Genomic DNA, 14,533 nt, shown 5'->3' with positions numbered 1-14,533 from the left:
TCCCTGCCCCGCCCCATCGTGGGTGACATCAAGCTGGAGCGCTCCAACCAGCTGCTCGCCGAGGCCCGCAAGTGGGTCCCCGGCGTCACCCAGACGATGATGAAGAAGCCGGACCACTTCGCCCCCGGCGCCTTCCCCGTGTTCCTCGCCAGGGGCCAGGGCGCGCTGGTGGAGGACGCGGACGGCCAGGAGTACATCGACTTCATCCAGGCGCTGGGCGCCAACATGCTGGGCCACAACCACCCGGCCGTCGCGGAGACCATCCGCAAGCACCTGGCGGAAGGCATCATCCACTCGCTGCCCACGCCGGTGGAAGTGTCGTCCGTGAAGGCGCTGGTGGAGGTGATTCCGGGCGCGGAGATGGCCCGCTTCTTCAAGACGGGCGCGGACGCCACCTCCGCCGCCGTGCGTCTGGCGCGCCACCTCACTGGCCGCGAGCACATCGTCACCGTGGGCTACAACGGCTGGCACGACCACTTCATGTATGACACGCCGGGCGTGCCCGCGACGGTGGCGAAGCTCACCACCCGCCTGCCCCTCTTCACGCCCCCGGACGAGCCCGCGCTCATCGAGCACATCGAGAAGCACGGCGCCCAGCTGGCCTGCGTGCTGCTGGCCATCCCGTACAACCGCACCGTCACCCGCGAGTTCCTCCTCCAGGTGAAGGAGACCTGCGCGAAGCACGGCGTGCTGTTCGTCCTGGACGAGGTCGTCACCGGCTTCCGCCTGGCGTTGGGCGGCGCGCAGCAGTACTTCAACATCCAGGCGGACTTCGTCACCCTGTCCAAGGGCATCGCCGCGGGCATGCCCCTGTCCGCCATCGCGGGCCCGGAGAAGTACCTCTCCCGCCTGAGCGAGCTCCAGGTCTCCACCACCTTCGGCGGCGAGATGCTGTCGCTGGCCGTGTGCGAGGCGGTCATCAAGGAGTACCGCAACACGAACTACATCGAGCACATCGCCAGCATGGGCCGCCGCCTGCGTGACGGCGTCAACGCCCACGCGCGCGAGACGGGCTCCAGCCTGGAGGTCATCGGCTACGACGCCGTGCCCTTCTTCCGCTTCAGCAAGGTCATCCCCGAGCACATCGAGAAGATGATCCCCTTCCAGGCCGGCATGGCCCGCCGGGGTGTCATCCTCCGCCGCGACCTCAACTTCATCAGCGCCGTGCACACCGTGGAGCAGATCGACCACACCATCGCCGCCGCGGGCGAGGTGCTCCGCGAGACGGCCGCGCGCGCCAAGGCCACCGCCGCCTGAGCCTGAAACATCCGCCGCCCACCACCCCCCGTGAAGCCAGACACCGCCGGTTCCGTGTTTGAGCCTTCTTGACAGGAATTCATGGCCATGGCACTTCCAGGCCTCGAAAATGAGAATGGTTCTCATTTTCATTCAAACAATCAGGGCGAGCGGCTGATGGCTCCGACGACGGGACACGCGGTGGTGACGGGCGCGGCGCAGGGCATTGGCGCGGCGGTCGCGCGCAAGCTGGCGCGCACGATGCCCGTCGCGGTGTTCGACCAGAACGCCGCCGGGCTGGAGCTGCTGGTGGCGGAGCTGCGCCAGCAGGGCCTGAAGGCCACCGCGTTCCCGGTGGACGTGCGTGACAAGGACGGCGTCGAGGACGCCATCGCCTCCATCGAGTCCAAGCTGGGTCCCATCCAGGTGCTGGCCAACGTGGCGGGCATCCTGCGCATGGGCTCGGTGCTCACGCAGAGCGACGCGGACTGGATGTCCACGTTCGCGGTCAACACCCACGGCGTGTTCCATGTGTCTCGCGCGGTGGCCCGGCACATGGTGCCCCGCCGCGCTGGCGTCATCGTGACGGTGGGCTCCAATGCGTCCAGCGTGCCGCGCATGCAGATGGCGGCCTACGCGGCCTCCAAGGCCGCTTCCACCATGTTCACCAAGTGTCTGGGATTGGAGCTGGCCCAGCACGGCATCCGTTGCAACGTCGTCTCCCCCGGCTCCACCGACACCGCCATGCAGCGGGGCATGTGGACGGATGAGTCCGGCCCCGAGCGGGTCATCCAGGGCTCGCTGGACACCTACCGCACGGGCATCCCGCTGCGCCGCATCGCCACGCCGGAGGACGTCGCGGACGCCGTGGTGTTCCTCGCGTCCGACCAGGCCCGGCACATCACGATGCACGACCTGTGTATCGACGGCGGCGCCACGCTGGGCGTCTAGCGCGCCCGCGACCGCCCGCCTTCCCCACCCTGATTTTCCCCTTCCGGGATGGACGCCTGTCCCTCCTCCCATCGCCCCGAGTTGAGAATGATTCCTGATACCAAAATCGTAAATCGGCAGCAGGACGCGCGGACGGTGGACGGCGTGGTGGGCGCGCCGGTCGTGGCGCGGGAGCCGGAGCAGGAGGCGCTGTCGTCGCGGCTCCTGCGCGACTACGACGCGGGCTCCTTCTTCTTCGCGTCCCCCAAGCGCACGATGCTGGCGCGCGGCGTGTTCGCCACGGTGCCGGACGCGGGCGGGGCCAACTCGCTGGACGGCCTGCCGGAGCGCGTGGCTGCGGTGCTCAGCGCCTCGCGCGACGCGGCGCATGACATCCCGGTGGCGGTGGGCGCGGTGCCCTTCGACGGCAAGGTGGCCGCGCAGCTGGTGGTGCCCATGACCATCCAGCGCGCGGGGCCCATGGTGTTCGACGGGGCCTCCACCGCACGGTCGCCCCTGGCCGGGCAGTACACGCTGCGGCCCGTGCCGGAGCCCTCCGTCTACAAGGACGGCGTGGCGGCGGCGCTGAAGCTCATGCAGGAAGGGCCGCTGCGCAAGGTGGTGCTGTCGCGGTCGCTGCACGTGGACACGGCGTCGCCCGTGGACCTGCGGCAGCTGCTGCACAACCTGGCCCGGCGCAACCCGCATGGCTACACCTTCGCGGTGGACCTGCCGCAGCACGCGGACGTGGCCCCCGGCGCGGGGCGGCGCACGCTCATCGGCGCGAGCCCGGAGCTGCTGGTGGCGCGCTCGGGCCTCCAGGTCCTGGCCAATCCGCTGGCGGGCTCCGCCGCGCGCAGTCTGGATCCGGTGGAGGACCAGACGCGGGCCACGCGGCTGATGGCCTCGCCCAAGGACCTGCACGAGCACGCGGTCGTCATCGACGCCGTGGCGGAGGCGCTGCGGCCCTTCTGCAAGACGCTGGACGTGCCCAGGGGCCCGTCGCTCGTGAGCACCCAGACGATGTGGCACCTGTCCAGCCGCATCACCGGTGAGCTGAAGGACCCGTCCATCACGTCGCTGACGCTGGCGCTGGCCATGCACCCCACCCCGGCGGTGGGCGGCCACCCGACGGCGCTGGCGCATGAGGCCATCGGGAACATCGAGCCGTTCCACCGCGGCTACTACACGGGCACCGTGGGCTGGTGCGACGCGAACGGCGACGGTCAGTGGGCCGTCACCATCCGCTGCGCGGAGGCCGACGAGCGCACCCTGCGGCTGTTCGCGGGCGCGGGCATCGTCGTGGGCTCCACGCCGGAGGCGGAGCTCGCGGAGACCGAGGCCAAGTTCCGCACCATGCTCCAGGCCATGGGCCTGGGCCTCGAGGTGCAGCCGTGAGCACGGCGCGTGAGCACCTGCCCGGCTGCCCCACCTGGCCGGAGGACTTCGCCCGGCGCTACCGCGAGGCGGGCTACTGGCGCGGGGAGACGTTCGGCCAGCTGCTGCGCGACCGCGCCCGGGACTTCGGGACGCGCGTGGCGCTGGTGGGCGGCGCGCACCGCTGGACGTACGCGGAGCTGGACGCGCGCGTGGACCGCATGGCCGCGGGCTTCCATGCGCTGGGCATCCGTCCGCGCGACCGCGTGGTGGTGCAGCTGCCCAACGTGCCGGAGTTCTACGAGGTCATCTTCGCGCTCTTCCGCATGGGCGCGCTGCCGGTGTTCGCGCTGCCGGCGCACCGCGCGTCGGAGATTGGCTACTTCTGCGCCTTCACGGAGGCCGTGGCCTACGTCATCCCGGACCGCTTCGGCGGCTTCGACTACCGGGGGCTCGCGGATCAGGTGAAGGCCGCCACGCCCACGCTCCAGCACGTGCTGGTGCTGGGCGATGCGGGGAGCCACACCGCGCTGGCCTCCGTGCCCACGGAGCCCGTGGCGCTGGAGGGTCCGTCACCGTCGGACGTGGCCTTCTTCCAGCTGTCCGGTGGCAGCACCGGCGTGCCCAAGCTGATTCCCCGCACGCACGACGACTACATCTACAGCCTGCGCGCCAGCGTGGACGTGTGCCGGTTCACTCCGGAGACGGTGTACCTGTGCGCGCTGCCCGCGGCGCACAACTTCCCCATGTCCTCGCCCGGCGTGCTGGGCGCCTTCCAAGCCGGTGGCACGGCGGTGATGGCGCTGAACCCCAGCCCGGACGTGGCCTTCCCGCTCATCGAGCGCGAGCGCGTCACCGTCACCGCGCTGGTGCCGCCGCTGACCATGGTGTGGCTCGACTCCTCGCTGGCGAAGAAGCACGACCTGTCCAGCCTGAAGGTCCTCCAGGTGGGCGGCGCACGGCTGAGCGACGAGGCCGCCGCGCGCGTGCGCCCCACGCTGGGCTGCGGACTCCAGCAGGTCTTCGGCATGGCGGAAGGCCTGGTGAACTACACGCGGCTGGACGACCCGGAGACGCTCATCGTCACCACGCAGGGCCGCCCCATGTCGGACGCGGACGAGCTGCGCGTGGTGGACGACGACGACGTGCCGGTGGCGCCCGGCGAGACGGGGCACCTGCTCACGCGCGGGCCGTACACCATCCGCGGCTACTACAAGGCGGAGGCGCACAACGCCAAGGCCTTCACGACGGACGGCTTCTACCGCACGGGCGACCTGGTGCGCCTGACGCCCGAGGGCTACCTCGTGGTGGAGGGCCGCGCGAAGGATCAGATCAACCGGGGCGGCGACAAGGTCGCGGCGGAGGAGGTGGAGAACCACCTGCTCGCGCACCCTTCCGTCAGCGACGCGGCGGTGGTGGCCATCCCGGACAAGTTCCTGGGCGAGCGCACCTGCGCCGTCGTCATCCCTCGCGGCGAAGCCCCCGCGCCCTCCGCGCTCAACGCCTTCCTGCGCCAGCGTGGCCTGGCGTCGTTCAAGATTCCCGACCGCATCGAGTTCGTCGCGGCCTTCCCGCAGACGGGCGTCGGCAAGGTCAGCAAGAAGGCGCTGCGCGACAGCCTGCGCCAGTCCCTCTCCACCCCTTCTCCCTGAACCCGGAGCCCTTCATGGCACTGCCTGCCATTGCCCCCTATTCCATGCCCGCCGCGGCGGACCTGCCCCGGAACAAGCTGGCCTGGACGCCGGAGCCCCAGCGCTGCGTCCTGCTCATCCACGACATGCAGCGCTACTTCGTGGACGCCTTCACCCAAGGGCAGTCCCCGGTCACGGACCTGGTGGCCAACATCCAGCGCCTGCGTGAGCACGCGGTGAAGCTGGGCATCCCCGTCGTCTACTCGGCCCAGCCTGGAGACCAGACGCCGGAGCAGCGCGGCCTCCAGCTGGAGTTCTGGGGCCCGGGCGTCCGCGCCGGTCCGAAGCAGCAGATCATCGAAGCGCTCACCCCGGCGGAGGGCGACACCGTCCTCACCAAGTGGCGCTACAGCGCGTTCCGCAACACGCGCCTGATGGACCTGATGCGCGAGCAGGGGCGCGACCAGCTCATCATCTGCGGCATCTACGCGCACATCGGCTGCCTCCAGACGGCCAGCGACGGCTCCATGAGTGAGATCCGCCCCTTCCTCGTCGCGGACGCGGTGGCGGACTTCTCGCTGGAGAAGCACCGGATGGCGTTGGACTACGCCTCGCAGCTCGTCGCGTTCGTCACCACCACGGAGCAGCTCATGGACGCGATGCCTGTGCAGGGCGCCACCCCGGCGGTGGACCGCGAGCAGCTTCGCGCGGCCGTGGCGGAGCTCCTGATGGAGTCCGCGTCGGCCATTGGCGAGGACGAGAACCTGCTGGAGCGCGGCATGGACTCCATCCGCCTGATGAGCCTGGTGGAGCGCTGGCGGCAGGGCGGCACGGAGGTGTCCTTCGTGGAGCTCGCGGAGAAGCCCACGCTCACCGACTGGTACGCGCTGCTCGCCGCGAAGCAGCCTGTCGCGATGGCCCCTGGCGCCCGCGTCTCATAATCCGCCGCCCTCGGGGCGGCCCCTTCCCCTTCGGAGTTCCCCCGTCATGCTCCCCCCATCCCAGGACAACCGCCCGCTGACCGCGGCCCAGCACGGCATCTGGGTGGGGCAACAGCTCGACCTGCGAAGCCCCGTCTACAACGCCGGGGAGTGCATCGAGTTCCGGGGCGCCGTGGATCCGGTGCGCTTCGAGTCCGCCCTGCGCAAGGCCGTGGCGGACGCGGACGCGCTGCACTCGCGCTTCGTCGCGGGGGAGGAGGGTCCGGCCCAGCGCATCGACGCGGGCACGGACTGGACGCTCCAGCATGTGGACCTGAGCGGTGCGTCCGACCCCTGGGCCGCCGCGCAGGAGTGGATGTGGAAGGACCTGGGCCGCACGGTGGACCTGGCCACGGGGCCGCTGTTCGCGCAGGCGCTGCTCACCATGGGGCCGGAGCGGTCCTTCTGGTTCCAGCGCATCCACCACATCGCCATGGATGGCTATGGCTTCTCGCTGCTCGCCCGGCGGGTGGCGGAGCTCTACACGGCGGAAGTGACGGGCAAGGCTGCTCCGGCGGGGTTCAACCGGCTGGGCCCTGTGCTGGATGAGGACGTCGCGTACCGGAATGGTCCCCAGCTCCAGAAGGACCGCGACTTCTGGACGGGCCGCTTCGAGGACGCGCCCGTGCCCCCGCTGCTCGCGGAGGCCGCGCCCATGTCGTCGCGCTTCGTGCGCCGCTCGGAGCACCTGCGGCCGGAGTTGATGGCGGCGCTGCAGGCGGGCGCGAAGCAGGCGGGCGTGAGCTGGTCCGACCTGGTGCTGGCCGTGACGGCCATCTACCTGCACCAGCGCACGGGTGCACCGGAGGCCGTGCTGGGCCTGCCGGTGATGGGCCGCCTGGGCTCCGCTTCGCTGCGCGTGCCCTGCATGGCGATGAACATCGTCCCGCTGCGCATCGCGGTGCGGCCGGACGCGGGGCTGTACGCGCTGGCCCGCGACGTGGCGGCGGAGATGAAGGCCTCGCGGCCCCACCTGCGCTACCGCTACGAGCAGCTGCGGCGCGACCTGTGCCTCGTGGGTGGGCAGCGCAAGCTGTTCGGCCCCGTCGTCAACATCATGCCCTTCGACTACGCCCTGGACTTCGCGGGCGTGCCGGGCACGGCGCACAACATCTCCGCGGGTCCGGTGGAGGACCTGTCGTTCGGCTTCCACGCGCGCTCGGGTGGAGCGAGCCTGCGCGTGGACCTGGACGCGAACCCGGCCTGCTACACGGAGGCCGCGCTCGAGGAGCACCAGCGCGGGTTCCTCCAACTGCTGGAGTCGTTGCTCGCGCAGCCCGAGCAGCCGGTGCGGCGCTCCGCGCCGGGTACGATGGGCTCCGTGCTGGATGGCGGGCCGGTGCCTCCGGTGCGCCCCGTGCTGGAGCTGCTGAAGGCGCAGGCCGAGGTCCGGCCGGACGCGGTCGCGCTGGAGCACGGCCGCTGGCGGATGACCTACCGCGAGCTGGTGGCGGCGTCGCAGGCCCTGTCGTCGCGCCTGACCGAAGCGGGCGTGCGGCCCGACACGGCGGTGGCGGTGAAGGTCCCTCGCGGCATCGACGCCATCGTGTCCAGCCTGGGGATCCTCTTCGCGGGCGCGGGCTACCTGCCCATCGACCCGGCGGGCCCCGCCACGCGCAACGCGGCCATCCTCCAGGACGCGCGGCCGGCCGTGATGCTGGTGTCCGAGCGCCCTACGCCCGACACGGATCCGACCGCGCCGGGAGTCCTCGTCGTGCAGCGGCTGACGCAGGACGACGCTTCAGCACCAGGCGCTACAGGCCAGCGGGCGACGCCTGCTGAAAACAGCGCGTCCCTTGGGAAGGCGCCTTCCACCGCGGAGGAGTCCACGTCGAGCGCCGAGGCCCGGCTCGCCTACGTCATCTATACGTCCGGATCCACGGGGCAGCCCAACGGCGTGCAGATCACGCACGGAGCCCTGGCCCAATTCGTCGCGGGCGCGACGCAGCGCTACAGCGTCGGCCCCGAGGACCGGGTCCTCCAGTTCGCGCCGCTCCACTTCGATGCCAGCGTGGAGGAGATCTTCGTCACGCTGTGCGCGGGCGGACGGCTGGTGCTGCGCACGGACGAGATGCTCCAGTCCGTACCGCGCCTGATGGAGGCGTGCGCCGAAGCCGGCATCACCCTGCTCGACCTGCCTACTGCGTTCTGGCACGAGCTGGCCTACAGCCTGTCCACCGGCGCCGCCCGGCTGCCGGACGCCCTCCGCACCGTCATCATCGGTGGCGAGGCGGCGCTGCCGGAGCGCATCGCGCGCTGGAGGGACGTCGCGGGCGACCGCGTGCACCTGCTCAACACCTACGGCCCCACCGAGGCCACCGTCGTCGCCACCGTCGCCGCGCTCGCGGGGCCTGACGCCCTGCCGTCCGGTGACGAGGTTCCCATCGGCCGCCCGCTTCCGGGGGTCGTCGCCGCGGTCATCACGCCGCAGGGACGGCTGGCCGCCCCTGGCAAGGAGGGCGAGCTGTGCCTGATGGGTGGCGCGCTCGCGCGGGGCTACCTGGGCCGCCCGGAGCTGGACGCCTCCCGCTTCACGCGTCTGGACTCGGTGGAGGGAACGCCCCGCGCCTACCGCACCGGCGACAAGGTCCGCGTTCGCGACGACGGCCAGCTCGTGTTCGTGGGCCGCGTGGATGACGAGTTCAAGATCAGCGGCCACCGCATCGACCCGGGCGAAGTTGAAACCGTGTTGCTGAAGTACCCCGGTGTCCGTGAGGCCGCCGTCGTCGGCCAGGTGCTGCCGGGCGGGTCGCGCCGGCTGTGCGCGCACCTGGTGGCCTCGCCCGAGCCCACGCCCGCGGAGCTGCGCAAGCACCTGCTCGCGGCGCTCCCCGCCCCCATGGTGCCCGGCGCCTTCGCCTTCGCGGAGCGGCTGCCTCGCACCAGCACCGGGAAGATCGACCGCAAGGCCCTCCAGAACGCGATGCCTCCGGACGAGAGCGCCGCGCTGCTCGCCTCCGCGACGCCCCTGGAGCGCACGGTGCTGGAGGTCTGGGAGCAGGTGCTGGGCCGCGCCGCCACGTCGCTCCAGGACGACTTCTTCGAGCTGGGCGGCCAGTCCCTCCAGAGCATCCAGGTCGCGAACCGGCTGGGCATCGCCGTGGGCCGCGATGTCCCCGTGGCCACCGTCTTCAAACACCCCACCGTCTCCGGCCTCGCGCAGGCGCTCCAGGGCGGCGGCACCGGGAGCGCGGATGCAGGCGGCCTCACGCCCGCGATGCTCGCGGACGCGGAGCTGGGCGAGGACATCGTCCCCTCCACGACGGGCGAGGCCTGGGCGCGCGAGCTGCCGCACCGGAGCCAGGGCTTCCGCCAGGTCCTCCTCACGGGTGCCACCGGCTTCGTCGGCGCGCACCTGCTCCACCAGCTCCTGAGCCGGACGGACGCACGCATCATCTGCCCCGTGCGCGCGAAGGACGAGGCGCAGGCGATGGAGCGGCTGCGCGCGGCGCTGGCTGGCCAGCAGCTGCCCGTGACGGGGCTGGAGGCGCGGGTGCTCGCGCTGCCGGCGGACCTCTCCCAGCCCCTGCTGGGCCTGGACGCGACGCGCTTTTGCAACCTCGCCGCCGAGTGCGACGCCGTCATCCACAACGCCGCAGTGGTCAGCGTGGTGCGCGAGTACGGCAGCCTCCAGGGCGTCAACGTGCGCGGCACGCGCGAGCTGCTCAAGCTGGCCGCTGCCGTCCGCCCCAAGCCCTTCCACTACGTGTCCACCATCGCGGTGGCGCCCCAGGCGAACCTGTCCCCGGACGTGCCGGAGGCCTTCGTCCCCGCCCACCCCGGCCTGCGCGACGGCTACCAGCAGAGCAAGTGGATCGCGGAGCGGCTGGTGCAACAGGCGTCCGAGCGCGGCCTGCCCGCGACGGTGTACCGCCTGGGCCGCGTGGTGGGCGCGCCGGACACCGCGCTCGTCAACACGCAGGACCTGGTGTGGCGCATCGTGCTCGCGGGCCTGCCGGTCCGCGCCCTGCCGCTGCTGGACGTGGGCGAGGTCTGGACGCCGGTGGACTTCGTGGCCAGCGCCATCGTCCAGCTCGCCCGCGCGTCGCATCCCGGCGCGGTGTTCAATGTGACGCCGGCGGCCGAAGTGCGCCTGTCGGAGCTGTTCGGCTGGGTGCGCGACTACGGCTACCCGCTGGACCTGTGTCACGTGCCGGAATGGCGCGACCGCGTCGCGAAGGGTGCTGGCGGCCACGACGCCACGCTCGCGTTCTTCGATTTGCGCAGCGGGGACTCCACGCCTGCGTTCGGCCTGGGCCCCATCCGCTGTGAACGGCTGCTGGCCGCGCTGGAGGGCACCGGCGTCCGCTGCCCTCCCACGGACCGCAAGCTCCTCCACCGCTATCTCGACTCCTGCGTCGCGCAGGGAATCCTGCCCCCGAAAGTGACGGCGCTCCCGTGACGAATAACTCCTGGTCTCCCTCCTCCTGGCGCGCGAAGCCGGTCCGTTACATCCCTGATGACTACCCCGACCTCCCTGCACTCGGGCGAGTGGAGGCGGAGCTCGCGCAGCTGCCGCCGCTGGTGCACGCCGAGGAGATCCGCCGCCTGCGGGAGGCCCTGGGCCAGGTCGCCGAGGGCAAGGCCTTCCTGCTCCAGGGCGGCGACTGCGCGGAGAGCTTCAAGGAGTTCTCCGCGCAGAACGTGCGCAGCACCTTCCAGCTGCTGCTCCAGATGGCGGGCGTGCTCACGTTCGCGGGCGGATGCCCGGTGGTGAAGGTGGGCCGCATCGCGGGCCAGTTCGCCAAGCCGCGCTCCAGCGCCACGGAGACCATCAACGGCGTCACCCTGCCCAGCTACCGCGGCGACATCATCAACGGCATGGACTTCAACGCCCGCGAGCGCACGCCGGATCCCAAGCGCCTGCTGCGCGCGTACCACCAGTCCGCGGAGACGATGCAGCTGGTGCGGGCCTTCGCGCGCGAGGGCTACACGGACCTGACCCGCCTGCTGGGTCACCGCCCCGAGTCCGAAGGCGCCGTGCGCCCCGTGGACTTCTTCACCAGCCACGAGGCCCTGCTCCTCAACGTCGAACAGGCGATGACGCGCGCCGATGAGGCGACGGGCGGCTGGTACGACACGTCCGCGCACATGCTCTGGATTGGCGAGCGCACGCGCCAGCTGGACGGCGGCCACGTCGAGTTCATGCGCGGCATCCAGAACCCCATCGGGCTCAAGTGCGGTCCCACGATGGAGCCGGACGACCTGGTGCGCCTCATCGACACGCTCAATCCACAGGGCATCCCGGGCAAGCTCACGCTCATCGGGCGCTTCGGCTCGGATCAGGTCGCCGCGCGCCTGCCCCGGCTGATGGCCGCCACCCGGCGTCACGGCAGCCCCGTGGTGTGGTCCATCGACCCGATGCACGGCAACACGCACAAGGCCAGCAATGGCTACAAGACGCGCTCGCTGGAGCGGATCCTCGCGGAGGTGATGGGCTTCCTCCAGGTCGCCGCCGCCGAAGGCGTCCACCCCGGGGGCCTCCACCTGGAGATGACCGGCCAGGACGTCACCGAGTGCCTGGGCGGCCCGCTGGATGTGTCCGAGGACGACCTCTCCGACCGCTACCACACGCACTGCGATCCGCGCCTCAACGCGGATCAGGCGCTCCAGCTCGCGTTTCGCGTCGCGGACGGCCTGCACACCACCGTGCTCACGCCCCAGGACCGCGCTGCCTGATTGCCATGCAGCCTTGACAGTCCGGATATCGAGCGGCTAAACGTCGCGCCGTTGAAAATGAGAACCATTTTCATAATCGCGATCAAGGCGAAGCGCAGGTGGCGGTCCCAGGTGGGCGTGGCGCTGCTGTCGGCTGTCTGCTTCAGCAGCCTCGCGCACGCGGGCACGGCGCAGGCAGAGGTCCCGGGAGCGACGTCTCCGGTGACGGAGGCCCCAGCGCAGCCGCTCCCTGCCACCGCGCCAGCGGAACCGGTCATCGAGCTGCCGAAGCTGATCCACACCGTGGAAGCGGCCTACCCGGAGGAGGCGGAGCGCGCGCAGCTGGAGGCGAACGTCCGCCTGCGCCTGCGCGTGGACACGCAGGGACAGGTGACGCAGGCGGAGGTAATGGAGCCCGTGGGCCACGGCTTCGACGAGGCCGCGCGCACCGCCGCGCTCCAGTTCCGCTTCACCCCCGCGAAGCGCAACGGCGTCCCGGCACCCGCGCGCGTCACGTACACCTACGTCTTCCAGCTCCCCGGCCGCTCCAAGGCCGTGGCCGCCACGCCGCCTCCCGCGCTGTCGAGCGCCCCGAAGGCCACCGCGTCCCAGGACGAGGCTCCGACGGAGTACCAGGAGGACGTCGAGGTCACCGCCGTGGGCGAGACGCGCGCCGAGCGCCGCCGCAAGTCCGCGGAGGCGGTGCAGGTCATCGAGCTGGAGCAGGCCAGCATGGAGTCCGCCGACCTGGGCACCGCGCTGTCGCGCACGGAGGGCGTGGACGTGCGCCGCACGGGCGGCCTGGGCAGCACCGCGCGCATCTCCATCGCGGGCCTGTCGGATGATCAGGTGCGCTTCTTCGTCGACGGCGTGCCGCTGGAGCTCGCGGGCTACGGCCCGGGCCTGGCGAACGTGCCGGTGAACCTGGTGCAGCAGATGGAGGTCTACCAGGGCGTGGTGCCCATCCGCTTCGGCGCGGACGTGCTGGGCGGCGCGGTGGAGCTCGTCACCGACCAGGACGTGCGCGGCTCCAGCGTGTCGGGCTCCTACGAGCTGGCCTCCTTCGACACGCACCGCTTCACGGCGAGCGCGCGCCACCTCCAGGAGTCCACCGGCCTGCTGGTGCGGGCCCACGGCTTCTACGACGACGCGCGCAACAACTACCCCATCAACGTGGAGGTGCCCAACGACCTGGGCAAGCTCGCGCCCGTGGAGGTGCGGCGCTTCCACGACGGCTACCGCGCGGGTGGCGCCAGCGTCGAAGCGGGCTTCGTGGATCAGCCCTGGGCCCGGCGCCTGCTGGTGCGCGGCTTCATCAACGCGGCCGGCCGGGACATCCAGAACGACGTCAACATGGAGTCCCCCTACGGCGAGGTGACCACCGCCGAGGGCTCCGCGGGCGCCACGCTGCGCTTCGCCCAGAGCTACGAGCCGGGCGTCACCGTGGACGCGGTGGGCGGGTACACCTTCCGCCGCAACCGGTTCCTGGACATCGGCACGTGCGCCTACGACTGGTACGGCCGCTGCTTCACCACCCTGCCCCAACCTGGGGAGATCACCGAAGGCGGGGTGGAGCGCTACGTCAACCAGCACACCGCCTTCGCGCGCCTCCAGGCCGCCTGGTCGCCCGTGCCCAACGGGGCGCACACGCTGCGGCTCGCGCTCGCGCCCACCTTCGTGGAGCGCTCGGGCGAGGACCGCCGGCTCCAGGCGAACAACCAGCCGGATCCGCTCTCCGTGGACCGCGGCGTGACGTCGCTGGTGACGGGCGTGGAGTACCAGCTGGATGCCTTCGACGGGCGGCTGCAGAACATCGCCTTCGTGAAGGACTACCTCCAGGACGTGCGGGCGCAGAAGCTGCTGCCCAGCTCCGAGTTCATGGACGTGGGCCGCACCGCGCACGAGCTGGGCGTGGGCGACAGCCTGCGCTTCCGCCTCACCTCCGAGCTCAGCGCCAAGGCCTCCTACGAGTGGGCCACGCGGCTGCCGCGCCCGGACGAGCTCTTCGGTGACGGCCTGCTCATCGGCGACAACATGGAGCTGCGGCCGGAGGTCAGCCACAACTTCAACCTGGGCCTGGGCTACGCGTCCGAGCCCGGCCGCGCCGGGAGCTTCCGCGCCAACGTGGCCGGCTTCGCCCGGCTGACGGATCAGCTCATCGTCCTGATTGGCCAGGGGAGCTTCTTCACCTACCAGAACGTCTACGGGTCCCGCTCCCTGGGCGGGCTGGGCGGCGTGGGGTGGACGTCGCCGGGCCGCTACCTGAGCCTGGACGGCAACGCCACGTATCAGGACCTGCGCAACACCTCCTCCGAAGGCAACTACGCCTCCTTCGACGGACAGCGCATCCCCAACCGTCCCTACCTGACGGCCAACGGCAGCGCGCAGGCCCGGGTGACGGACCTGCTCCGGTTCCAGGACGAGCTGCTCGTCACCTGGCGCACGCGCTTCGTGGATGACTTCCTCCTCTCCTGGGAGGAGCTGGGCAGCGAGGAGTCGAAGCTGCGCGTCGACTCCCAGCTCACGCACTCGCTGGCGTTCACCTATGTGATCCGCGACGCGGCGACGCGGCTGAGCTGGACGCTGGACATCCAGAACCTCACCAACGCCCAGACCTTCGACTTCTACGGGGTCCAGCGCCCCGGGCGGATTGTCGCCGCCAAGTTCACGCTGGAGCGCTGAACACCGCCTCCTGGCCTTTCGCAGCACGCCCACCCCCAC

8 protein-coding genes are annotated in these 14,533 nt (G+C 71.4%); all 8 read left to right on the top strand.

The genetic code is table 11. The features are described from left to right. Positions 1 to 1,257, top strand: a 1,257-nt coding sequence (locus tag D7W81_RS21380) for an aminotransferase class III-fold pyridoxal phosphate-dependent enzyme (protein ID WP_208721395.1), incomplete at its 5' end; no start/stop codon positions are given. A gap of 156 nt (positions 1,258 to 1,413) precedes the next feature. Beyond that, entirely contained in the window at positions 1,414 to 2,187 is a 774-nt protein-coding gene (locus tag D7W81_RS21375; protein ID WP_120557240.1) for a 2,3-dihydro-2,3-dihydroxybenzoate dehydrogenase, read from the top strand. An 87-nt stretch (positions 2,188 to 2,274) separates the two neighbouring features. Then, positions 2,275 to 3,564, top strand: coding sequence for an isochorismate synthase DhbC (gene dhbC, locus D7W81_RS21370; protein WP_120557239.1), 1,290 nt, complete (start codon positions 2,275 to 2,277; stop codon positions 3,562 to 3,564). Further along, a complete protein-coding gene (locus tag D7W81_RS21365) occupies positions 3,561 to 5,195 on the top strand; it encodes a (2,3-dihydroxybenzoyl)adenylate synthase (protein WP_120557238.1) in 1,635 nt (544 codons plus the stop codon). The genes dhbC and D7W81_RS21365 overlap by 4 nt, the downstream gene beginning before the upstream one ends. A gap of 14 nt (positions 5,196 to 5,209) precedes the next feature. Beyond that, a complete protein-coding gene (locus D7W81_RS21360; protein ID WP_120557237.1) occupies positions 5,210 to 6,115 on the top strand; it encodes an isochorismatase family protein in 906 nt (301 codons plus the stop codon). 46 nt (positions 6,116 to 6,161) lie between these two features. After that, positions 6,162 to 10,556 (top strand): myxochelin non-ribosomal peptide synthetase MxcG, encoded by a 4,395-nt coding sequence (gene mxcG / locus D7W81_RS21355; RefSeq protein ID WP_120557236.1) that lies wholly within the window; start codon positions 6,162 to 6,164, stop codon positions 10,554 to 10,556. Further along, the gene (locus tag D7W81_RS21350) at positions 10,553 to 11,833 is read left to right on the top strand and encodes a 3-deoxy-7-phosphoheptulonate synthase class II (protein ID WP_120557235.1); all 1,281 of its coding nucleotides are present in this window, start codon (positions 10,553 to 10,555) and stop codon (positions 11,831 to 11,833) included. Before mxcG ends, D7W81_RS21350 begins: the two co-directional genes overlap by 4 nt. A gap of 57 nt (positions 11,834 to 11,890) precedes the next feature. Further along, entirely contained in the window at positions 11,891 to 14,494 is a 2,604-nt protein-coding gene (gene mxcH, locus D7W81_RS21345) for a TonB-dependent siderophore myxochelin receptor MxcH (protein WP_120557234.1), read from the top strand. Positions 14,495 to 14,533 lie beyond the last annotated feature (39 nt).

The sequence above is a fragment of the Corallococcus aberystwythensis genome (assembly GCF_003612165.1).
Classification (GTDB): domain Bacteria; phylum Myxococcota; class Myxococcia; order Myxococcales; family Myxococcaceae; genus Corallococcus; species Corallococcus aberystwythensis.
This window is presented reverse-complemented; position numbering and strand designations above follow the sequence as displayed.

What these genes read in the sequence shown, in the direction of transcription:
- dhbC (WP_120557239.1), top strand. Translation starts at nt 2,275, where the DNA reads ATGATTCCTGATACCAAAATCGTAAATCGGCAGCAGGACGCGCGGACG.
- mxcG (WP_120557236.1), top strand. Translation starts at nt 6,162, where the DNA reads ATGCTCCCCCCATCCCAGGACAACCGCCCGCTGACCGCGGCCCAGCAC.
- D7W81_RS21360 (WP_120557237.1), top strand. Translation starts at nt 5,210, where the DNA reads ATGGCACTGCCTGCCATTGCCCCCTATTCCATGCCCGCCGCGGCGGAC.
- mxcH (WP_120557234.1), top strand. Translation starts at nt 11,891, where the DNA reads ATGAGAACCATTTTCATAATCGCGATCAAGGCGAAGCGCAGGTGGCGG.
- D7W81_RS21375 (WP_120557240.1), top strand. Translation starts at nt 1,414, where the DNA reads ATGGCTCCGACGACGGGACACGCGGTGGTGACGGGCGCGGCGCAGGGC.